Source organism: Halobacillus sp. B23F22_1 (genome assembly GCF_043497005.1).
Classification (GTDB): Bacteria; Bacillota; Bacilli; order Bacillales; family Halobacillaceae; genus Halobacillus_A.
Genome location: NZ_JBIEKE010000003.1, coordinates 117,664 through 139,332, shown reverse-complemented (window position 1 = coordinate 139,332; position 21,669 = coordinate 117,664). Strand labels below are relative to the sequence as shown.

The 21,669-nt window shown below is 39.3% G+C and carries 25 protein-coding genes; 10 read left to right on the top strand and 15 right to left on the bottom strand.

What is annotated here, in order from left to right; translation table 11 throughout:
- Positions 1 to 510 precede the first annotated feature (510 nt).
- Complete coding sequence (locus tag ACGTNH_RS15785) at positions 511 to 2,136, top strand: BCCT family transporter (RefSeq protein ID WP_394587894.1); 1,626 nt, start codon at positions 511 to 513, stop codon at positions 2,134 to 2,136.
- A gap of 43 nt (positions 2,137 to 2,179) precedes the next feature.
- Here ACGTNH_RS15785 and ACGTNH_RS15780 read toward each other — a convergent pair whose 3' ends face one another.
- Positions 2,180 to 2,878, bottom strand: coding sequence for a DUF5694 domain-containing protein (locus ACGTNH_RS15780; protein ID WP_394587892.1), 699 nt, complete (start codon positions 2,876 to 2,878; stop codon positions 2,180 to 2,182).
- Between the two features lie 19 nt (positions 2,879 to 2,897).
- On the bottom strand, positions 2,898 to 3,839 hold the full coding sequence (locus ACGTNH_RS15775; protein WP_394587891.1) for a TIGR03571 family LLM class oxidoreductase: 942 nt from the start codon (positions 3,837 to 3,839) through the stop codon (positions 2,898 to 2,900).
- 760 nt (positions 3,840 to 4,599) lie between these two features.
- Between ACGTNH_RS15775 and ACGTNH_RS15770 the strand changes: the two genes are divergently transcribed.
- The gene (locus ACGTNH_RS15770) at positions 4,600 to 6,393 is read left to right on the top strand and encodes a M3 family oligoendopeptidase (protein WP_394587890.1); all 1,794 of its coding nucleotides are present in this window, start codon (positions 4,600 to 4,602) and stop codon (positions 6,391 to 6,393) included.
- Between the two features lie 5 nt (positions 6,394 to 6,398).
- On the top strand, positions 6,399 to 6,695 hold the full coding sequence (locus ACGTNH_RS15765; RefSeq protein ID WP_394587889.1) for a 4a-hydroxytetrahydrobiopterin dehydratase: 297 nt from the start codon (positions 6,399 to 6,401) through the stop codon (positions 6,693 to 6,695).
- A gap of 208 nt (positions 6,696 to 6,903) precedes the next feature.
- Here ACGTNH_RS15765 and ACGTNH_RS15760 read toward each other — a convergent pair whose 3' ends face one another.
- From ACGTNH_RS15760 to ACGTNH_RS15750, 3 genes are read right to left on the bottom strand one after another with little or no spacing between them, the layout of a single operon-like run.
- Positions 6,904 to 7,830: an RluA family pseudouridine synthase gene (locus tag ACGTNH_RS15760; RefSeq protein WP_394587888.1), complete on the bottom strand. Its 927-nt coding sequence runs from the start codon at positions 7,828 to 7,830 to the stop codon at positions 6,904 to 6,906.
- An 18-nt stretch (positions 7,831 to 7,848) separates the two neighbouring features.
- A complete protein-coding gene (locus ACGTNH_RS15755) occupies positions 7,849 to 8,475 on the bottom strand; it encodes a response regulator (RefSeq protein ID WP_394587887.1) in 627 nt (208 codons plus the stop codon).
- Positions 8,472 to 9,278, bottom strand: coding sequence for a sensor histidine kinase (locus ACGTNH_RS15750; protein ID WP_394587886.1), 807 nt, complete (start codon positions 9,276 to 9,278; stop codon positions 8,472 to 8,474). The genes ACGTNH_RS15755 and ACGTNH_RS15750 overlap by 4 nt, the downstream gene beginning before the upstream one ends.
- 209 nt (positions 9,279 to 9,487) lie before the next feature.
- Here ACGTNH_RS15750 and typA point away from each other — a divergent pair, with 209 nt between their 5' ends.
- Positions 9,488 to 11,329 carry a translational GTPase TypA gene (gene typA, locus ACGTNH_RS15745; RefSeq protein ID WP_394587885.1) on the top strand — a complete coding sequence of 614 codons (1,842 nt, stop codon included), beginning with the start codon at positions 9,488 to 9,490 and terminating at the stop codon, positions 11,327 to 11,329.
- Positions 11,330 to 11,439: 110 nt separating this feature from the next.
- On the opposite strand, the gene ACGTNH_RS15740 is transcribed toward typA, so the two are convergent.
- From ACGTNH_RS15740 to ACGTNH_RS15725, 4 genes are all read right to left on the bottom strand, one after another.
- Entirely contained in the window at positions 11,440 to 12,198 is a 759-nt protein-coding gene (locus ACGTNH_RS15740; protein ID WP_394587884.1) for a FixH family protein, read from the bottom strand.
- Positions 12,199 to 12,483: 285 nt separating this feature from the next.
- Entirely contained in the window at positions 12,484 to 13,164 is a 681-nt protein-coding gene (gene bshB2 / locus ACGTNH_RS15735) for a bacillithiol biosynthesis deacetylase BshB2 (protein ID WP_394587883.1), read from the bottom strand.
- 66 nt (positions 13,165 to 13,230) lie between these two features.
- Entirely contained in the window at positions 13,231 to 13,734 is a 504-nt protein-coding gene (locus tag ACGTNH_RS15730) for a potassium channel family protein (RefSeq protein ID WP_394587882.1), read from the bottom strand.
- Positions 13,728 to 14,219 (bottom strand): potassium channel family protein, encoded by a 492-nt coding sequence (locus tag ACGTNH_RS15725; protein WP_394587880.1) that lies wholly within the window; start codon positions 14,217 to 14,219, stop codon positions 13,728 to 13,730. Before ACGTNH_RS15725 ends, ACGTNH_RS15730 begins: the two co-directional genes overlap by 7 nt.
- A gap of 136 nt (positions 14,220 to 14,355) precedes the next feature.
- On the opposite strand from ACGTNH_RS15725, the gene nadE reads away from it, so the two are divergent.
- From nadE to msrA, 3 genes are all read left to right on the top strand, one after another.
- Positions 14,356 to 15,105, top strand: coding sequence for an NAD(+) synthase (nadE, locus tag ACGTNH_RS15720; RefSeq protein ID WP_394587879.1), 750 nt, complete (start codon positions 14,356 to 14,358; stop codon positions 15,103 to 15,105).
- A 6-nt stretch (positions 15,106 to 15,111) separates the two neighbouring features.
- Positions 15,112 to 15,672, top strand: a complete 561-nt coding sequence (locus tag ACGTNH_RS15715) for a cysteine hydrolase family protein (protein ID WP_394587878.1) — start codon at positions 15,112 to 15,114, stop codon at positions 15,670 to 15,672.
- 76 nt (positions 15,673 to 15,748) lie between these two features.
- On the top strand, positions 15,749 to 16,435 hold the full coding sequence (gene msrA / locus ACGTNH_RS15710) for a peptide-methionine (S)-S-oxide reductase MsrA (RefSeq protein ID WP_394587877.1): 687 nt from the start codon (positions 15,749 to 15,751) through the stop codon (positions 16,433 to 16,435).
- Between the two features lie 33 nt (positions 16,436 to 16,468).
- Here the strand turns inward: msrA and ACGTNH_RS15705 are convergent, their stop codons facing one another.
- The 4 genes from ACGTNH_RS15705 to ACGTNH_RS15690 all read right to left on the bottom strand — a co-directional run bounded on the left by ACGTNH_RS15705 (position 16,469) and on the right by ACGTNH_RS15690 (position 18,055).
- Positions 16,469 to 16,654 carry a hypothetical protein gene (locus ACGTNH_RS15705; RefSeq protein WP_394587876.1) on the bottom strand — a complete coding sequence of 62 codons (186 nt, stop codon included), beginning with the start codon at positions 16,652 to 16,654 and terminating at the stop codon, positions 16,469 to 16,471.
- Between the two features lie 139 nt (positions 16,655 to 16,793).
- The gene (locus ACGTNH_RS15700) at positions 16,794 to 17,108 is read right to left on the bottom strand and encodes a DMT family transporter (protein WP_394587875.1); all 315 of its coding nucleotides are present in this window, start codon (positions 17,106 to 17,108) and stop codon (positions 16,794 to 16,796) included.
- A 2-nt stretch (positions 17,109 to 17,110) separates the two neighbouring features.
- Positions 17,111 to 17,461, bottom strand: coding sequence for a DMT family transporter (locus ACGTNH_RS15695; RefSeq protein ID WP_394587874.1), 351 nt, complete (start codon positions 17,459 to 17,461; stop codon positions 17,111 to 17,113).
- Between the two features lie 3 nt (positions 17,462 to 17,464).
- A complete protein-coding gene (locus ACGTNH_RS15690) occupies positions 17,465 to 18,055 on the bottom strand; it encodes a TetR/AcrR family transcriptional regulator (RefSeq protein WP_394587872.1) in 591 nt (196 codons plus the stop codon).
- 180 nt (positions 18,056 to 18,235) lie between these two features.
- Here ACGTNH_RS15690 and ACGTNH_RS15685 point away from each other — a divergent pair, with 180 nt between their 5' ends.
- Positions 18,236 to 18,460: a hypothetical protein gene (locus ACGTNH_RS15685; RefSeq protein WP_394587871.1), complete on the top strand. Its 225-nt coding sequence runs from the start codon at positions 18,236 to 18,238 to the stop codon at positions 18,458 to 18,460.
- A gap of 527 nt (positions 18,461 to 18,987) precedes the next feature.
- Positions 18,988 to 19,734, top strand: coding sequence for a PAS domain-containing protein (locus tag ACGTNH_RS15680; RefSeq protein ID WP_394587870.1), 747 nt, complete (start codon positions 18,988 to 18,990; stop codon positions 19,732 to 19,734).
- A 42-nt stretch (positions 19,735 to 19,776) separates the two neighbouring features.
- Here the strand turns inward: ACGTNH_RS15680 and ACGTNH_RS15675 are convergent, their stop codons facing one another.
- Positions 19,777 to 20,259 (bottom strand): hypothetical protein, encoded by a 483-nt coding sequence (locus ACGTNH_RS15675; protein ID WP_394587869.1) that lies wholly within the window; start codon positions 20,257 to 20,259, stop codon positions 19,777 to 19,779.
- A gap of 154 nt (positions 20,260 to 20,413) precedes the next feature.
- Here ACGTNH_RS15675 and ACGTNH_RS15670 point away from each other — a divergent pair, with 154 nt between their 5' ends.
- Positions 20,414 to 20,815: a GNAT family N-acetyltransferase gene (locus tag ACGTNH_RS15670; protein ID WP_394587868.1), complete on the top strand. Its 402-nt coding sequence runs from the start codon at positions 20,414 to 20,416 to the stop codon at positions 20,813 to 20,815.
- 45 nt (positions 20,816 to 20,860) lie between these two features.
- Here the strand turns inward: ACGTNH_RS15670 and ACGTNH_RS15665 are convergent, their stop codons facing one another.
- On the bottom strand, positions 20,861 to 21,631 hold the full coding sequence (locus ACGTNH_RS15665; RefSeq protein ID WP_394587867.1) for an SDR family NAD(P)-dependent oxidoreductase: 771 nt from the start codon (positions 21,629 to 21,631) through the stop codon (positions 20,861 to 20,863).
- Between the last annotated feature and the right edge of the window lie 38 nt (positions 21,632 to 21,669).

Genomic DNA, 21,669 nt, shown 5'->3' with positions numbered 1-21,669 from the left:
ATGTGAGGGCATGGCAGCGTTTGATTTCTTCTTGTACTTCTATAGTAAATGAATCACTTTGACATTTAAACCATGCACATTTACTGAACTTCATTATTCCTGCATCAGCTTTAAACAAATTTTTAAAGTCTGTATCATATTGTTCTATTTGTATCATGTTATTGATATAGGGAAAAACATAAAGGCAGCGATTAATTCGATCATCTTTTTTAACAAAGGAAGGGGCAGATAATAAGTAAGTATGACCTATCCTCTTCACGTCATTTTCTCTTATCGGCAGTTATATGTCGAATGATGTCAAATTATTTAGATAAATGGCGGATTTTCGTTTCTTTTTAAAGGGAGAGGGTAATATAGCCACTATGCTTGTTTGTCCTCTGTAATTACATCTGTTATACTCTTTCATTGTGTTTGATTCCCCCTAAATATCTGCTCCACTCTTCGCTTTACATTGGAATTACGGTTAACGAGTTGCTAAGTAAAAAGAAAAAAAGAAAGGGACGATGTGGTGTGAATACAAAATTAATTGACTGGGGTACGTTTATAGGTGCACTCATTCTCTTATTTGGTGTAACCATTCCTCTTATTTTATTCCCTGAGGGTGGTAAAGAAGTAGTAAACCAGGCAAATACTTTTGTTAGTGGTAACTTTGGCGTTATGTATATGATAATGGGCTTGTTAATTTTTGCTTTTCTTTTATTTGTCGCATTTAGTAAAAACGGTCAGATTAAATTGGGTGATGAAGGAGAAGAGCCAGAATTTAATACATTTTCCTGGGCTGCTATGTTATTTGCTGCAGGGATTGGCTCTAGTATTTTATATTGGGCTGTTATTGAGTGGGCTTATTATTATGAAGGTCCTCCGTTTGGTGTGGAGGGAGGTTCACAGGAAGCCATCCAATGGTCAACAGCTTATGGTATTTTTCACTGGGGACCAATTGCTTGGGCGATTTACACGCTGCCCGCGTTACCTATTGCCTATTTTTATTATGTAAGAAAGAAACCTGTACTTAAAGTGAGTGAAGCCGTTCGACCAATATTAGGCCGCAGAGTTGAGGGGCCTTTAGGAACGATTATTGATGTATTGTTCATGTTCGGTTTAATGGGAGGAGCAGGAACAACTTTAGCCCTTGGAACTCCGATGATTGCTGAGGGTATAAGTGACTTAACAGGAGTGGAAGTCACATTAGGTTTACAAGCTTTTATTATGCTGATATGTACAACAATATTCGCCATTAGTGCTTATTCTGGACTTCGAAGAGGAATTAAAGTTTTAAGTGATATTAACCTTTGGCTTTCTATTTTTATATTAGCTTTTATTTTCTTTGTAGGACCTACACGATTCATTAGTGAAACGACGTTTAATTCACTAGGGATTATAATGGACAACTTTTTCAAAATGGCGACTTGGATGGAGCCATTTGCTAACATAGGTGATTTTGAAGAAACTCTTTTCCCAGAATCCTGGACAATTTTTTACTGGGCATGGTGGTTAGTGTACGCCCCGTTTGTTGGTTTGTTTGTTGCTCGTATTTCTCGAGGACGAACGATAAGACAAATGGTGCTTGGTACGATGATTTACGGTACATTAGGCTGTATTCTATTCTTTGGAATTATGGGGAATTTTGGATTGTACATGCAGCTGACAGGTCAGCTTGACGTGATCGGTTTCCTTGATGCAAACGGAGCTCCCGCTACAATTATTGAAATTATGAACCAGCTGCCACTGGCGAAGTTCATAGTGTTAATATTTACGATCTTAGCAATTATTTTCTTAGCAACGACGTTTGATTCCTCATCATACATCTTAGCAGCTGTTGTGCAGAAGAAGGTGGAAGGAGAACCTTTGCGATGGAATCGTTTGTTTTGGGCATTTGCTCTTTGTATTATGCCCTTAACTCTTATGTTCTTAGGTGGATTAGAGACATTACAAACAGCAAGTATCGTGGGTGGTTTCCCGCTTATTTTCATTATGTTTTTACTGGCCTGGTCCTTTATGAAAGCTTCTAATACTGATATTAGAGCTTCCGATAGTTATGAATCTCCTACCATTCATATTGAACGGTGGAAGCGCAAAGGGAAGAAGAAAAAACGTTCCGCTTTAGAAGTGTTAGAAGATCGAAAAGACGAGGATTAAACTTTAGAAAACGGCAGCCTCTTTAGAAGGCTGCCGTTTTTCATTAGGGAGCGTACTCCAAATATGTCGAAATAGTAAAATCCTTACTGTCGGATAAAAATTGACGAAGCAGATGAAGATGATCTCCCCCAATTATAACGAGAATCCGGTCATTTGGCTCTGCTATTCGAGATAAATTGGCGGAAATCGCTAAGTCCCTTTCGTGCCATTGCTTTAACCACTTCACTCCTATTTGATGTTGACGATCTCCAACGCGAGTCAGCTTCATATAAACACGCTGCAGCTGTGAAATATAAGCAGGATCATTAATAGAACGCAGGGTGGTAAGTAAGGAAGAAGTGTCTTCCATTTCTTTTAAACTTTTTTGCACCTCAAGAATTTCTTTAAAGAGGGCCGGTTGATGTTCTTTAGCCCATTCAAACACTTGATTGAGTGTAGGTTTCGACATATCAACAATTTCGTCGATCGGGTATAAAGCAGGAAGTTCAAAATAATGAGCTAATGGAAAAGCAAATTGTTCGACTTCATCGTAACTTGGGAGTAGATTTCCTGCGTTATACTCAGCGTACTTTCGGTCAAGCTCTTCTTCAATAAGAAAAGATTTTTCCACAGCGATTTTTGTTGGGTGAAATGCTTTAAGGGCCTCCAGGACTTCCTGAATATTTTCTTTTTGATGATTGACAATATCAGGGTCCATAGCTAAGTGGAGAGTGCCCATGAGAAGTACTTCAGGTTTGTTCATAACGATAAGACCACCTTTATCATTGGAAATGGGGAATAACTTCATTGCCTATTTCGTAAATGACTTCTTCCACAGCTCTAGAACCTGCAGATAAATTGAATAGGATATGATTTACTCCGGCCAGCCGATATTGCTCTAGGATCTTAATAAGTCCAAGTACACCCGTACGGTAACCTGCTGGAATTTTTTCTATCGAACCATATCGGTCGTTAACTAAATCTATTGGAAGCGGCATGACAAATGGACGAAAAACGTTTCCGTGGTAGGAGAAGACTTTTTCTCTGAATTGTTGTATCAAGGCGATTTGCTGACTCGGCCGCTGGGGATAGAACATCCAACCATCTCCATGTTCGGCTACCCAATCTAAGGTTTGTTGACAATACCCTGTCATGAGCATAGGAATCTTGTTCACAGGCTTCGGTACAAGATTTGATTTTTTCATTGTTCCGAATCTTGAACTGAATTCCGGGTATTCTGTATCGAGCGCAAGATTAAGATCATGAAAAGCTTCTCGAAACCATTCGCTGCGCTCCATTATGGGAATACCTAGTCCTTCAAAATCCTTGCGTCGATCTCCGGAAGAGACTCCAAGGATAAAACGACCCGGAAATAAACGATCAATACTCGCTATTTCTTTGGCTGTTCTAAGAGGATGGCGCAAAGGCAGAACGGTGGCGGCAGTTCCAATTTTTATTGTTGAAGTATGACTTGCCAAATACGTCGCATAGATAAAACTATCAAAAATCTGGCCAGTTGCCGGGTCTTCAAACGTTGGATCTTCCAATAGGACGTCTTGTAACCACAAAGCTTGAAAATTCAGCTTTTCAGCCAGTTGAACTCTCTCTGCCTGATGTTCCATTGTTGGCGGTTGATTATGGTAATTTTCGAGTGGGATGGTCAAGCCAAAGGTTAGTTTATTTTCTTGAAATAAGTTCGCGTAGCCTTCATGGTATAGTGTCATTTATTTCACCTCATCACATTTAAGTATAGTAGAGGCAATTGTAAAACTAAAGATATTGAATTGTTACACGAAAAAACCCATTTCCTCTGAAAGGAAATGGGTTTCATTATGGTAAGTAATTAGTATTAGACAATATAGATTAGTACGTATAGCAAGCCTGTGAGAATGGCAGAACCACCTAAACCATAGATAAAATCTGTAGAATCGTACTCAGCTTTGTGTCTCATTGTTAAAAAGCCCCTTTCTATGGATGATTTCCTACTAAGCCAGTGACTGTTGTACTAAAAGAATTCCCAGAGGAAAATAATCTTAAACTTTCTCTGATCATTTTTTCTTACTACTTAATAGTTCGACAAAATGTTACAAAAAGTTTCATTTATGTAACGATAATGTTTCAATTATGTTACAAACCTAGTGTATCACAACCGAAAATAGATGAAAACCCTTTTTTTAGATTTATTATGGTACCAGGTACAAAAGTGTATTGATGATGTACCTGGTACACAGAGGTGATGTTCTTTCATTTGGATGATGGAAAATCTAGTGGGAGGAGGGGAATGGAATGTATACCGTAAGCTTTCCTCTCGTTGATAGCGCATCATTACAACTTCCTCTCATTTAGGGTGACTGGTGATGTTATAGTTATATGGTGGACCAATAAAAAAGATAGATAAGGTATTATTAGGCGTCTATGTCCTTATTATGGAAAATTTTGATACAATTAAAATAATCATTAAGAAGACGAAAAGAGGGAAAAAGAATGAATTTGTATGAACCGACTTGGGATCTCGATTCCATCTTTCAAGGGGGAAGTGAATCAGAAGAGCTAAAAAATTACGTGAGTACGATAGAGAATAAATTATCTGAATTACATAACTTAGTAGAAAGGTTTATGCCGCCAAAAATTGCTGAGCAGACGACTGATCTAGCGGACCTTATAGAACGTATTCAAGATGTTTCTGTACGTGTAAGACAGTTTAGTGCTTATATCAGCTGCCTCTCTGCTCAGGATGTCAATGATCAAGCTGCCCACCGCTGGGTAACAACGAGAAGTGAGCTGGGAGCTAAGTTTAAAAATATCCAAATCGAATTTGACCAAAAATTAGTCCAAATTGATGCAAACATCTGGAAAACTATAATTAAGGATCTTGATTTATTAGAAGTGGCCTTTGTGCTGGATGAGCGAAGGGAGAAAGCAAAAGACAAATTATCAATTGAACAGGAGTCGATTATTAATAACCTAGCAGTAGATGGGTATCACGGGTGGAGTCAAATGTACGATACGATCGTTGGTAAGATGAACATTCCGTACAGAGGAGAAGATCTTTCCGTAGGGCAGGCTTCCAATAAATTAAGTGATAACGATCGCAGTGTTCGAAGAGAAGTGTTTCAAAATTGGCAGCAGGCGTGGGAAGAACAAGCAGATTTATTCAGTCAAACCTTAAACCATTTAGCCGGATTCAGGCTGCAGACGTATAAACATCGAGGGTGGGATAACCCTCTAAAAGAGCCGTTGGAATATAACCGCATGAGTGAGAAAACATTAAAAGCGATGTGGACAGTTATTACTAAACATAAAAAGCACTATAAGCGTTTTTTGGAAGTGAAAGCCCAGTGGCTTGGAGTAGAGAAACTGAGCATTTATGACGTTCATGCTCCTATTGGGAACTCTGATCAAAAGATGGATTATAACGCTGGAGCACAGTTTATTATTAAACACTTTAGAAAGTTCAGCCCGCTCATGGCTAAATTTACAGAGCAAGCTTTTGCAAATCGATGGATTGAAGCAGAAGACCGTCCTGGAAAGAGACCGGGAGGCTTTTGTACAAGCTTTCCTCATAGTAAGGAAACGCGGATCTTCATGACATATTCTGGAACTTTATCGAACGTTGCCACCCTGGCACACGAACTTGGTCATGCCTACCATCAGCATGTGATGAACGATTTACCGGGACTAAATCAAGGCTATGCGATGAACGTAGCGGAAACGGCTTCTACATTTGCTGAGATGATTGTAGCTGACGCTGCGGTTAGGGATGCTAAAGATTCGAAGGAAAAACTAGCCCTGCTTGAAGACAAAATTCAGCGAAGTGTCGCCTTCTTTATGAATATTCATGCTCGCTATCTGTTTGAAATTCGTTTTTACAATGAGCGAAAATCGGGTACAGTACCTAAAGAGAGATTGAATGAGCTTATGATAGAAGCACAGGAGGAAGCTTATCAAGAGACATTGAATGAATATGATCAAACTTTTTGGGCTTCGAAGCTTCATTTTCATATTACTGGAGTTCCTTTTTATAACTTTCCGTATACGTTTGGATACTTGTTCAGCCTTGGAATTTATGCGCAAGCTGCTAAGGAAGGGCCGGCATTTGAAGAAAAGTACGTCGCCTTATTACAAGATACAGGAAGCATGCGAGTAGAAGATTTAGCATTAAAGCATTTAGATGTAAATCTCGAGGAAGAAGATTTTTGGGAACAAGCGCTGCAAACCTGTATAGAAGACGTGGAAGAATTCATGAAACTTAGTGATCTCTTATATTCTAAGGAGTGAATGTAATGTTAGAAAGAATACCCGAAGATAAGAAGCAGGAGAGAGTAAACAGCTTAAATGATTGGAAACTTGAAGACGAAAAATTTATCGTGAAGAGGTACAGATTTAAGGATTTCTTAAAAGGTGTTGAATTTGTAAATGCCGTCGCCGAGTATTCAGAAGATATTCAACACCATCCTTTTATAAGCATTGATTATAAAATGGTAACGATGAAACTGACTTCTTGGAGCGCAAAGGGGCTGACGGAGCTTGATATAGAGTGCGCTCATAAATATGATGAGTTATACAAAAGTATGTCATAAAAAAGCTGAGACATAAGTAAAGCAATTTTCTTGAAAAATGATCAATTTTAAATGGAACGTTCCATACGCAGTTCAACGTTCAAATGCGAAGACACTTGTGGGACAGTGCGAGGGTCTAAAGTTTCTTTAATATAAATAATCCGAACTGATTTCAATAAAATCGTTCGGATTATTTTATGGTTTATTCAGTTTTGTCCAAGGTGTTTTTTTATTCAAGCGCCCTTACATGCTCTTCTTTAAATAGTTGGCTGTCATTTGGCGGCATGGCCAAACATTCAATAAACTCCTCTGTGAAAGGATGGATAAAAGAGAGTTTTGCAGCGTGCAATGCTTGTTTATACGAAGTATGAGCTTCTCCTCCGTATAATGTATCACCTAATAGTGGATGTCCAATATAACTTAAGTGGACGCGGATTTGGTGAGTTCTTCCTGTATTGAGCTGAAGCTTTAGCAAGGAAGCTTTGCGAGCAGGGTCATAGTCCACTACTTCGTAATTTGTTTCTGCCGGCTGTCCTCCTTTGGATACTCTTCTTCTCACAGGATGGTGCCGGTCTTTGCCGATCGGCTGGTCGATCGTTCCCTTTTTTTGTTTTACTTTCCCATGAGCCCAGGCGATGTATGTGCGTTTAATTTTGCGTTCTTTTAATTGTTGACCTAATGTAGCAATCGCTAATTCATGCTTGGCAAAAAGAATGGCTCCAGATGTATCGCGGTCTAACCGATGAACATATTTTGGAGTAGCTTCAATCCCGTTCATTTGAAAGTAAGAAGCTGCGGCATTCACTAGAGTATCCGTTTGTTCAGGCTGGTTAGGGTGAGTATCGATTCCGACGGGTTTATTGACGACAAGCAGATGATCATCTTCGTACACAATATCAATATCCATGAAAGTAGGAACGACTTCAAGTTCTTGCGGTGCAAACACTTGAATACGTAAAAGGTCCCCTGCTTCTACGGAAGTCTGCTTCCAATGTTTGGATTCATTATTCAAAGTTACGGACCGTTCACTCCTGAATTTATGAAGGAGCTTCCTCGGTACCAGTAGTTCTTTCTTCATAATTCGCTCAATCGTAAAACCGTGCCACTTTTGTGGAATAGTAATTTCAATCCATTCGCCTATCCTTTTCGTTTTCATACATACTTCCTTTCTAAATTACAGCCAGTGCTTTTCGTAAGCCAGGCGAGCAAGCTCTACACGATTTTTAATGTTTAATTTGCGTAAAACACTCTTTAAGTGATTCTTCACCGTATTTTCAGTGATAAATAGCTGCTTAGAAATCTCTTTATTTGTCGCTCCCATAGCAGCAAGACTCATGACTTCAAATTCTCGCTCCGATAATGGAGGCCTTTCAGCTGGTTTATTTGTAAGCTTCGTCAAGGTCTGCTCGATTAAACCTCTTGATACGTCCCCATCTTTTAAAACGGCTTCTATATAGCTTTCCCATTCAGATGGACGAACGCTTTTTAGCAAGTAACCTTGAGCGCCTTCTTTCAGCGCATCAAAGAGATGTATGCTCTCTTCTGATACCGTTAATATTATTATTTTCGTAGCTGGATTTGTTTGTTTAATTCGCTTTGTTGCTTCTAACCCATTTATTCCAGGCATGTGGATGTCCATTAAAATTAAGTCCGGACGTAGTCTTTCGGCTTGTTGGATGGCTTGCTGTCCATTAACAGCTTCGCCTGCAATTTCGTATTGAGGAGAGGAAGAGAGAATCATTCGGATGCCTTCCCTGGCATCGGCATGGTCATCTGCAATTAAGATTTTGTATGAACTCACTTCGCTGCCTCCTTTTTCACTAGGCATAATTTTGTGTACTCACTATCACGGTTGATCGTCAACTTCCATGACACTGATTGAGCACGATCTTGCATCATTTCGATTCCATAATGCGTGCCATTCTGGTCAAAGGAAGACAGAGCAGTTCCGTTGTCGATTACTTTTATTTCCATAGGAGTAACGATAATTTTTACGCTCGTCACATTTTTTGCGTGTTTGAGGGTATTTATATATGCCTCTCGTATAATCCAGTAAAATTGGACTTTTTCTTCTGCTGAAAAGCTTCTTTCTGAGGCTTGCCAGTCTAAGTGATATTCAACTTCGGGTCTTTCACGGTTCAATTGTTCGATCGTACGCTGAATTGCTGATTTCCAGTGTGTAATGTTAGGGGTTCTCAACTGTTTAATAGAATGGCGCACGTTTTCCTGAAGACGATCTATCGTTAATTGAATCTCCCCATAAGTCTCAGGTTCATTGTTCTTTTGAAGCTGGTCGATTTTAACAGACAATAAAAACAGAGATTGAGAAATCGAATCGTGTAATTCTCTAGAAATTTCCTGACGCTCGTTAGTAACGGCCTGCTTCATCTTTTCTTGTTCTAATTCGTGTTGGTTCCGTTCAAGAACTTGAAATAATTTATAATTAATGAAGATGGAGAATATCAAAACAATTAGTGGTGTCATCCAGTTTCCTAATTCCATGGAAATGTACGGTAGCAGCCATTCGTGGCGAATGAATTCCCACAAACCAATAACAAGGGCAGGTACTATGAAAATCATCCATTTAATTTGCTGAGCATTCAATGATATACGTCCTCTCGTGCGATTTTATATATCACACATATTGTACAAGGTTCGATGGAGGAACAAAAGACTTATACCATAAGCGCTTGTATTTTTGCTTATTATGTGTAAGAAATGACAAATAAGTGCACATTACCTATTGTTATGGTTGTAAATATGTTATACTAGATAAGTTGAATAATTAGCATTGTGAAAGAGGTGTGTGCTTCATGCAACACAGAAACGATATTCGTAACATCGCGATCATCGCACACGTTGACCATGGAAAAACGACGTTAGTGGATCAAATGCTTCACTATTCCGGTACATTCCGTGAAAACGAACATGTAGATGAGCGAGCAATGGACTCTAATGATTTGGAAAAAGAGCGTGGTATTACAATCTTAGCTAAAAATACCGCCATCAATTATAATGATGCGCGAATCAATATTTTAGATACACCAGGTCACGCTGACTTTGGTGGAGAAGTAGAACGTATTCTAAAAATGGTGGATGGTGTACTGTTAGTAGTAGACGCTTATGAGGGCTGCATGCCTCAAACGCGTTTCGTTTTGAAAAAAGCACTCGAACAGAAATTAACACCAGTAGTCGTATTAAACAAGATTGACCGCCCGAACGCTCGTCCAGAAGAAGTGGTGGACGAAGTACTTGATCTATTTATTGAATTAGGTGCGGATGATGAACAATTAGATTTCCCTGTGGTCTATGCTTCTGCGTTAAACGGGACATCTGGTGATGAGCCGGAAGACCAGAATGAAACAATGGATCCGATCTTTAAGCTGATCATGAACAACATCCCTGCTCCTGTAGATACTAAGGAAGAGCCTTTACAATTCCAAGTAACTTTACTTGATTATAATGATTACCTTGGTCGTATTGGTGTTGGACGTGTATTCCGCGGCAGTATTAAAGTAGGTCAGCAAGTATCTCTTATGAAGAAAGATGGAAGCGTGAAGAATTTCCGTATTTCTAAGCTGTTTGGTTTCATTGGCTTAAAGCGAATTGAGATTGAAGAAGCTCAGGCTGGAGATATTATCGCTTTAGCTGGTTTAGAGGATATTAACGTTGGAGAAACTGTATGTCCGCCAGACCATCAAGAAGCAATGGAGATCCCGCGTATTGATGAACCTACGCTGCAAATGACATTCCTTGTAAACAACAGTCCTTTTGCCGGCCGTGAAGGTAAGTATGTAACATCTCGTCAAATCGAAGAGCGTCTTCTAACACAGTTAGAAACAGACGTAAGCTTACGAGTAGATCCTACAGACTCTCCAGACGCATTTACTGTATCTGGCCGTGGTGAGCTTCACCTATCTATTCTTGTTGAGAACATGCGTCGTGAAGGCTTCGAGCTTCAATTATCCAAGCCTAAGGTTATTCTTAAAGAAGTGGATGGCGTAACGTGTGAACCAGTAGAGTACGTGCAAATTGACACGCCAGAAGAATACCAGGGTGCTGTTATGGAATCCATCGGTCTTCGAAAAGGTGAAATGCAAGATATGGTGAACGATGGTAATGGGCAGGTTCGCCTTGAGTTCCTTGTACCTTCACGCGGGTTAATTGGTTATTCTACTGAATTTATGACCCAGACACGGGGGTATGGAATTTTAAACCATACATTCCATGGTTATGCACCATTAGCTAAGGGCCAAGTTGGAGGCCGACGTCAAGGAGTTCTAGTTTCACTTGATAAAGGAAAAGCATCAACTTATGGAATTATGAACCTTGAGGATCGAGGAGTTATCTTCGTTGAGCCGGGTACAGAAGTATACGAAGGCATGATCGTCGGCGAACACAATCGTGATAATGATCTAACGGTAAACATTACCAAAGAGAAGCACTTAACTAACGTGCGTTCTGCTACCAAGGATACCACGAGCACGATTAAGAAGACTCGTCAGCTTACCCTTGAAGAAGCGATCGAGTATTTAGATGATGATGAGTATTGCGAAGTAACACCGGAAACGGTTCGTCTTCGTAAGAAATACCTTAATAAAAATGAACGTGAAAAAAATGCGAAGAAGAAAAAGCTTCAAAACGCTGACGTGTAATTTGGAGAAGCAGACTACTGAGGTAGTCTGCTTCTTTTTTATGTACGAGGGGGTAGGGCAGAGCCGTTCACAGCATATAATGACATAAAAAAACTGACCGTACATAACGATCAGTTTACGGATATTTCTTCTTCTTTATGTCCGTGGATTTCTTCATTAGGTTTTTCATAGTGGACGTTAATCAAGTACTCCCCAGCGGATGGAAAGGTAAAGGCAGCTCGGTAAGCACCTGATTCCCCTTCTTCTGCATCAATAAATTCATGTTTATCCAAATGATCAGAGCTGATTTCAAAGCTTACTTCTCCTTCTTCGAAAGGCTTTCCATCTTGTTCGATATGGGTCAGCAGTTCTGAATCCTCATTAGAAAGAAAGTCTTCCTCCTTCATTAAGTGAACGGTGAACTCGTTCTTACCATGGTCATGATTTGATTCTTCTTCCATATCATGTTCATGGCCGGTTTGTTTTTTATCACCGACTTGAACTTCAACTTGAGGCATGGTGTGCACGTCTCTAGCCTGTGTATGAGCGATAACTTGATAAGTTCCGCTCTCTTCAAAAGTGTAGTCAATTTCATATAGACCTTCTTCTTGATGTTCAGCTTCAATCGTCTCAGATTCCTCTTCTCCCTCTGCTTCATTCCATATCTCAAACTCTACATAATCAGCATCAATGATCGGCTCATCATCAGCTGTTACGATCGCTTGAATAGAAGTTTCCTCACTGATAGGTAAAGGCTCGTCCTCAAATACTACCTCAACCTCTGGCTGCACAATTTCTGTGTCTTCCTCGCTAGCAGATTCATTGTCTTGAGAAGTTCCACAAGCGGCTAAAAGAATAATACAAGTAAATATAATTAAATGTTTTATCATGTAATAAACCCCTTTTCTTACACTAGAAACAGGATATCATGTTTTTCCAGTAAAAGCATATGACCCAACAGGGCTATTTGGAAACAAAATTGAGTAAAGCTGGAATGTTAATAAGAGTTTATAATGCGGGACTTGGAAAATATTTCTTGGTAGAAAAGAAAAATCTCATTGGTCTGCGTCTTGCGGGAATTCTCTTGTCTGCTCGACCTGCAGGAGTCGGTTGCAAGAAGTGTTGACCCATATAAGTTAAAGGTTTCTCTGAAAAAATGAAAGCTGACCTGCAGGTCAGCTTTCATCTCCCCATTTGTACGTATAAAAATTTTCATGATTGACCCATTTTAAAGCTTCGGGATCGTTCTTTTGAATACCTTCTTCCAACATTTCAAGCATGCGGGCAGTTTGAGAAATATGGGCACGCATCGTGTTCAACTTATCTTCCTGTACATGGCGGATGTCATGTACAACATCAGGTTTTCCTAATTCTTCTTCTGTATTATTCGCAAAAGCGACCGCATGAAGTTTAGGTCGCAGGTCTGGTTCAATCTCACCCAGGGCATTCACTACAGCTCGGGCTGTGGCTTCATGGTCAGGGTGTACAGCGTACCCAGGATAAAAACTTATAACGAGCGATGGTTTCAATTCATCGACTAAGTGTGCAACTAATTTTTTCATATCTTCGTCGTCTTCAAATTCTAACGTTTTATCCCTTAAACCCATCATGCGTAAGTCTTCTAATCCCATGGCTTCGGCTGCTTTCTTCAATTCCTTTTTACGTATAGCAGGCAGGCTTTCACGAGTAGCGAAAGTAGGCATGCCTAGGTTTCTTCCCATTTCCCCTAGTGTTAAACAAGCGTAGGTAACAGGGATTCCTTGTTTTATATAAGAAATGATCGTACCTGACACTCCAAACGCTTCATCGTCTGGATGGGGGAAGATCACTAGCACGTGATGTTCATTTTCAATCATTAAGAGGTCACTCCTTGAGAATGGTTCTATCTCTCCATTATTACGTAAATAATCGGTAATGGAAAGCTATTTGCTTTGACTCGTAAAAACATCAATATGCTCTTTATTACCAAACAAAATAAGCACATCTGTAGATTGTAATGTTTCATTTTCATCAGGATTGTTATGGAATTTACCATCACCCTTTTTTATGCCTAGAAGAGTAAGGTCAAATTTCTCGCGAAGCTTTAAGTCAGAAATTTTGCTTGTACTTAGTTGATCACCAACGTGAAAATCTTCCATTTGGAAGCTGTGGTTTTCGGCATGAATGATGGAATCGATGTAATGCATACTCACAGGCTTGATTAATGATAAAGCCATTCTGCGCCCTCCAAGATCAGAAGGATTTACTACGTGATCTGCACCTGCACGCTTTAATTTATCTTCTGTTTCACTTACTTCTGCTCGGGCAATCACTTCTACTTCTGAGTTCAATCCTTTGGCTGTTAAGGTGATGAACAGGTTCAACGAATCATCTGAAGTCGTTGCAATTAATCCCTTGGCCCGCTTGATGCCTGCCTTCTCTAACACGTGGTTTTGCTTAGCATCATTATAATATAAGGCACTTCTTCAGGGATCCTTGAAGCTTTATTTTCATCTGTATCAATAACAACGATATCATATTGATGATTCTGAAATTCTTTTAATACTTGTTCACCAACTCGTTCATATCCGCAAATGATGTAATGATTCTCCATTTTATCAATTTGGTTGTTCATCTTTTTCCTCTCCCATTTATTAGATAAATTTCCTTCAATTAATATAGAAGCTACGTAAGTGAGCAAGTAGGAGCTTAATCCTAATGTAATCGGAATGAGAATTATAGCTATAATCTTTCCAGCATTGGAGTTAGGCACATAATCCCCGTATCCTATACCTAAGATAGAAATAATCGTCATGTAAAGACTATCAAAGATGGGCAAGTTTTCAGTCAGCATGAGACCAATAAGAAAAACTACAATAAAAAATATTAATACTCCGGTGAACAGCCAAGCACTTTTATATTTTGTCAGCATTCATGAAACCTCTCTTTCCTCACTCTTACCATTACATAGCCTGAATAAATATACCGTAAACTAATTATTTACGTTTACTCCCATATTTTTTCAGGTACATAACAACGAGAAGGTAAAAGAAGAGAGGAGATCGATTATGGAGAAGCGTGTGGAACATTTAGTGAAGTGGCTTAAAGATAAAATTGATGAAGCTGGAGCTAAGGGTGCTCTTGTAGGCATAAGTGGCGGGATAGATTCAGCAGTAGTGGCTTATTTAATTAAGAGAGCATTTCCTGAAAACTCTCTTGGCGTATTGCTTCCAATTAATAAAAAAGTAGAAGACCAGCCGGATGCATTAGCAGTAGTAGAAAACACTGGGTTGGACTATGTAGGTATTGAATTGACGAAATCCTATGAGGAAACGTATGAAACAATTGAGGAGGAATTAAGAAACAAAGGAGATTGGAATGAAGAAAACGCTCAACTAAGAGGAGCAAATCTACAAGCTCGTTTAAGAATGTCCACCCTTTATACAGTTGCTCAAAACTACGGCTATTTAGTTGTAGGTACGGATAATGCCGCAGAAGATTACACAGGTTACTTTACAAAATATGGAGACGGAGGAGTGGATCTTGTACCCCTCATTCATATGAGGAAAGAAGAAGTAAGAGAGATGGCAAGATATTTAGGAGTAACGGACACTGTTGTAACTAAAAAACCAAGTGCAGAGTTATGGGAAGGTCAGTCAGATGAAGAAGAAATGGGGATTTCCTATGACGCGATTGATGCATACTTAAGAGGGGAACAAATTAGTGCTGAGGATGAAGAGACACTTAGAAGCCTTCATAGTAAAAGCGAGCATAAAAGACAGGTACCAGCAGGACCGCCGAAGTTTGAAGAGGAGTGATCATAAATGGCTCAAAATACTGCATTACTCATTATTGATATGATTAATAAAATGGATTTTAATGGAGGAGACGATCTTTTAGAACATTCGAAGGATATTGTCGGTCCAATAAATGAACTTAGAAAACAAGCAAAACATAATGGGATTCCGGTTATTTACGTAAACGATAACTTTAATCTATGGCAGGATAACGTTGATGAGTTGATCGAAGAGTGCAAACAAGGACCAGGAGAAACGATCATTAATGAAGTTCTGCCTGAGGACAACGATTATTTTATTATAAAACCGAAACACTCTGGATTTTTTGGTACGCAACTTAGTATATTGCTTGAGCAGTTACAGGTTAACAAACTTGTATTAACCGGAGTAGCGGGTGATATTTGCGTCTTATTTACAGCTAATGATGCTTATATGAGAGATTATGACCTTTGGATTCCTAAAGATTGTATAGCTTCCGAGAAAACAAATGATAATGATAATGCACTTCAAATTATTAAACGCTCACTCTTCGCGAATATTCGTAGCACGAAACAGACAACAATGGAGCAAGCCTTCAAAGTACAGTAGAGCCTTATGTACAGAGAACTCCGGGTATGCGTGATAAAATATAAGAAGACTAGATAAACGAGGTGACTCATAAAAAATGAAAAAGCAAACCAAATGGTGGTTAGCTGCTCTCGTTACAATCATGGCTGGCATTCTTATACTCCCGGAGGCTTATAATTATTTCACACAAAGAAGTTATGAAAGTGAAGCAGTCGCAGAGACAGATGTGCCTCAAGGTTTTGAAGTGGCTACGTTTGCAGGCGGCTGTTTTTGGTGTATGGAGCCGCCTTTTGAAAAACTAGCGGGTGTGGATGAGGTCATTTCAGGTTATACAGGAGGCGGGCAAACCAATCCGACCTATGAAGAGGTCGCCGGCGGTAAGACGAACCATGTAGAAGCGGTACAAGTATATTATGACCCGGCTGTCATTAAATATGAGGATTTGCTGGCTGTATTCTGGAGACAAATTAATCCGACAGATGATGGCGGACAGTTTATAGATCGAGGAGCTCAATATACAGCGGGAATTTTTTATCATACAGAGGAGCAAAAACAAGAAGCTGAGCATTCCAAGGCGGACCAAATAGAATCGCATCGATTTGACGGTGAAGTCATAACTCCGATCAGAGAAGCGGATTCATTCTACCGTGCTGAAGAGTACCATCAAGATTATTATAAAAAGAACGAGTGGCGCTATGATTATTATCGAGGGAATTCCGGAAGAGATGACTATTTAGAAGATGTATGGGGAGACGATCGTGAACTTGACCTTCCTTTACAATAAGAAAAGCCTCTTGAGCTAAGACTCAAGAGGCTTTTAAAATTGCTGTTCCGATGATTCGTCATTAGACGTTTCTTCTGGAGCAGGATTAGTATCAAGATCAGTGTAACCTACATAGCTAAAACCAACGACAATTGTTAATAAGATACCAAGTAATAATCTTCTCATAAAAAAATCCCCCTGATGATTCATTTCACTAATTTTAGACAGTTCTGCTTTCAAAGAACCCTACACCTAGTGTAGGCATTTTGTACTCATATCATGTTTGTCGAATTATGTCTAATATTAGGAAATACAGTATATAGTTTACTGACATTTAACTCAACTTGCAACAGAAGAACAGATATTTTTTCCAAAAAAATTAAGAAACAAGTTTTAGGCCAATAACCCCAGTGATTATGCATGTCACGAAGAAGATTCTTTTCATATTGACTTGCTCTTTGAAAAAAAATATCCCTAGAAGTACAGTGCCGGCTGAACCGATTCCGGTCCATATCCCATAAGCTGTACCTATGGGCAGTTCCTTTAAAGATAAGGACAAGAAGTAAAAGCTTAAGCCACCAGAAAGCAAAGCAAACAAGCTGGGTTTTAACTTGCTAAGTCCATCAGAAAGCTTCAAGAAAAACATCCCCATCATTTCACCCATACCTGCTATAATTAAAAACATCCAAGCCATCGTTACCCCTCCTGAACGGTGTGAACCGATTCTTTTTCTCCATCAGAAAGTTTCAGTCCAATCACGCCTACAATTAAAAGTACAATAAAAAAGACCTTCCCAGTGCCTGCTTCGTCACCAAGAAATGTCATTCCGATTACGGCGGTACCTGCTGCACCGAGGCCTGTAAATAGAGCGTAGCCGGTGCCGATATCCACTAAACGTAATGCTTTTGTGAAAAAATAGAAACTTATAAAAATAAAAATAACTGTCGCCACTGAGACGAAAGGTCTGGAGAACCCTTCGGAGAGCTTAAGACCAATTGCCCAGCCTACCTCAAATACTGCACCAATTAATAAATAAACCCATGCCATTCTTTACTCCTCCTGACTCGCTGCTTGAATTCCAAGCCAGAAAATTTTAAAACTTGCTCTCTGCCTTTCGACAAGGGTAGCTCGGTTGTAAAAATTTTCTTCTAAAAATAATCCATCAATAATTGTATAAAATGTAGAAGTCAATTCATTCAAGTGAAGTGGACGAATGACTCCTAAATCAATTCCTTTTTGAAAAATGGGGCCGATAATTTTAATCACTTGTTCTTCTGTACGAATAAATACTTGATGAATCTCATCGGCGAACTCTTCCGGTGGGAAAAAGGTGAAACGTTTAAAGAAAGATCCTTCCGTTGAATAAGACATATGTTCTACATACAAGTTAAATACTTCGTGAATTTGTTCTTTTATCGAACGATCCTTCGTATACTCTGTAAATCCTTTTAAATGATTTAATTCTCTCTGTGCTACTTCATCTAAAACCCTTAAGAAAATGGCTTCTTTACTTGAAAAATGGTTATAGAGAGAAGGTTTTTTAATTCCTACTTTATCTGCGATGTCTGCAAGGCTTGTATTCTGATAGCCTGAGTAAGCAAAGCACTCGAGACTTGCGTCTATAATTCGTTGTTCAGTCATATATGTCTCACCTCTATCATCTGAGCTAACTAACGGTCGTTAGTTATAACTTAACATCATAATTTGCTTTTGTCTAGCATTGTTTATTACTTTACGTTTAATTTTTTATAAGAAGGGAATTGTCAAACTAGAAAGTAAATTGTCGGAAATTTGGCCATATTTTAAAAAGGATGTGTCATCATGAATACGTATACACTTGATCGTTACGAAGGGATGAACGCCATACTGATTGAGACAGAACGAGTAGGAAATAAACTGATGGTTTTTAAAGAACGGCTGATCGAGTTTGCCCAGCCGGGAGATATTTTGGCGATCGATTTTGATCATCTGGGAAATTTAAGGCATGTAGAAATAGTCAGGAAACAAAGAGAGCATAAGAATGAGCCTGATCTTGAAGGCGTTTAAAAGCACCTTTTACTATAAAAGGTGCTCAGACTGTGGAAAAAGCTTAGAGGGGTTTGATTATAGGTGAGTTCATTCCTATTAGTATGAAGAAAAGGAAAGAAAAAAGCGCCGCTTTCCGCGAGTCCACTAAAAAAATCCATGGAATCGTGAAGTGTATGCCAAGCTGCAAACTCTGTTTTCATAAGGACACAGCTTGATTAAGTGGTTTTTCCAGTGATCTATCTCGAAAAAGGGTTTTAGGAAACGGCGAGACTCCTATGGGAGATACGAATAAGGTGTGACCCCGGAGGGATATAAGCCCGAGGAGGCACACCATTCGTCCATGGAAAGGGAGTCGTTTCCTAAAACCCTTTTCTCTTTCTAATGCGAGAAGTGTTTACATTGCCGAGGTAAAAGAGAAAATTAAGGTTTCTATACAAGCTGAGCACCTTTTATTATAAAAGGTGCTTTTTCTTATTTTTTATTGCTTTTTTGACAAGAACCTCCATAATGAATAGTAAGAATATTCCGACTTAGGGGGGCGGGGCATGCTTCTTAAACATGCGGTTGATTTATTAGATGAGGGTGTCATAGTTACGAGAAATGATTTTGTGGTTGCTTATGTGAATCCGGCTTATCTTCACATGTTCGATCTTCATAACGAAGAATTAATTGGCAGGAGCTTAAAAGATTTGTTTCCTTGCGAAGAAAAGTCTAAACAAATTACAATCCACTCAATTACAGAGAAAAGAGAATTAAATGTAGAGCGTCTTCATTACCCTTGGCGAGGAAATGAAATGATATTAAAAGTATACACGAAGCACTTCGAACACGAAGGTGAGATGTATGTGATCACAAGAATATTCGATCAAACTAAAGCAGCCGAAGAGGAAAAGGAATTGGTACGCATGATTGAAGAGATGACAGCAAATGTTGTACCCATTGCTAAAGGTTACGCTTTACTTCCTTTACAGCCAATTTTGCGAGAGGAACAAAAATATATTCTTCTTGATCGAGTACCCGAACAATGCCGTAACCAGAATATCAGCAGGCTGGCGATTCAGTTTTCTGGCATAACTGACATAAATAACGACTGGGCTGTTTTACTTAAAAATTTAGTAATGAATCTTCAGCTGCTTGGAATTGAAGTTGTGCTGGCTGGTTTACGTCCTCAAGTTGTTATGCAATTTACTAAAAACGGGATTCAGCTCGAAGGAGTAAAATCATTTATGAATATTCAGCAAGCGACCAAGTACTTCCTGGAGACTGGATATCGGCCTGATATAATAATATAAAAGCCTGTGAGTATATAATCTCACAGGCTTTTGGATGTATTTTTAGATGGAATTGGCGATCTCGAGCGCATCTTCTAAACGATTATCATCATCCATTGGAGAATAAGCCATTTGATAAATAACATTCTCTTCATCATCATACCATTCAAAAAAAACAGAAGCATCACGTTCTGTAACCCCTGCAATAGCCCCGGAGTCCAATGTCATTCGAGTATCAGCTTCCTGCAGATTATTCTCAGGGTTGTAAACGGTCGTCACGGTCAGTCGGTCAGCATCCTTAGACATATAATCCACTTCAACTTCATGCTCTTCAGCAGAGGCTTCCACACTTTCCAAATTAAAAGGGAGTTCAGCAGGCAGGCCCAGTGCTTCTTGTTCTTCTTTTGTTAAAGAATCCTCGACAGGTTTGCCGAATGATTCTGGATGATTCTCTTTTAAGGTAGCTAAAGATATATCTTCTCCAGATGAGCATCCAGCTATGAAGAACGTTATGGATACCAATAACGCAGCGATCAATTTTTGCATAATAAGTCACTCCTAAATGGTGCTAGGTATCTTCCAAACATTTATTTTAGCATATGTTCTTCTTTTAGGTGTGAAATTGCGGAATTGTGAAACGAAAGTCACCATTGGTTCGTTATCTTTAAGGAGAAAATAAATTGTGAGGGGAATGAAGCAGATGAGTGAGATTTCCGTTCGTTCGTTTCAGCTTAATGATTTTGATGCGATCCATGAGTTGAATAAACAGGAAGGGTGGCATCAGTTAGTCGAGAAGAAAGATGAAACCTTCCATGGCTGGATTAATTCTGAGCCAGCCCTTGTACTTACAAAAAATGATGAAGTCATAGGTTATTTAAGGGGCCTTACGGACGGGGCTGTCAGTTTGTTCGTGTGTGAACTATTGATTCGCAGTGATCATCGAGGCCACGACTTAGGGCAACGACTAATCGAGGAAGCACACAATTGTTATCCTAGTACACGAGTGGAACTATTAGCCACAAGTGAATCAGAAGGCTATTATTCACAAAAGAGCTTCAGAACATTTTACGGATTTAGGAAATCTGCTGAAGAATTTGTATAATTTATAAAACAAGCTCCGTCTTAGTTGCAAGACGGAGCTTGTAGTTTAGGAATCCATATAATGAGCCAGTCTGGCAGCAACAGAACGAGGGATGAGCTTGGTGGTAAAGGCCATAGAACGATTGAGCGCACCTGGTATGATGACCCTTTTTCCTTTAATGAAACCTAAAAACCCTTCATCAGCTACTTCTTTTGTTGTCATCATACGTTTAACCAGCTTTGTATCCTCTGCGTTTGCATTTTTAAAGAAGTTGGTGTCGGTAGCACCTGGGCAAAGGGTGGCTGCCGTGACCCCTGTGCCTTTAAGTTCTTCGCGGAGAGCTTCAGTAAAGGAAAGTACATAAGCCTTAGAAGCATAGTATACGGCCATGCGTGGACCTGGCTGGAAAGCAGCCACGCTCGCTACGTTCAGCACTCCTTTTGGAATATTTAATAAAGGTGCTTTTTTTATATCCGGTAAAAAGTAATGAGTAAGTTCAGTTAAAGCATGAACGTTCACTTGCAGCATGTTTTTTTGTTCCTTTAATGTAAGTTCTTCAAAGGTTCCATTCAATCCAAAACCTGCATTGTTGACTAATACTTCTACAGTTTTTCCGTCTTTTTTTACTTTATGATAAATATTCTCTGCTCCATTAGGGTGAGATAAATCTTCCGCAATCACGGTTACCGGATGATCATTTAATTCTGATTTTAATTGCTTAAGTTTGATTTCTGAGCGGGCTACTACGATTAGTTCATAGCCGGCTTTAGCAAATAAGTGGGCTAGTTCATACCCTATTCCGCCGGAGGCACCGGTAATTAATGCAGTCGGTTTCACAAAATCTCTCCTTTTTAACGTGCTATCCATTTCTTACC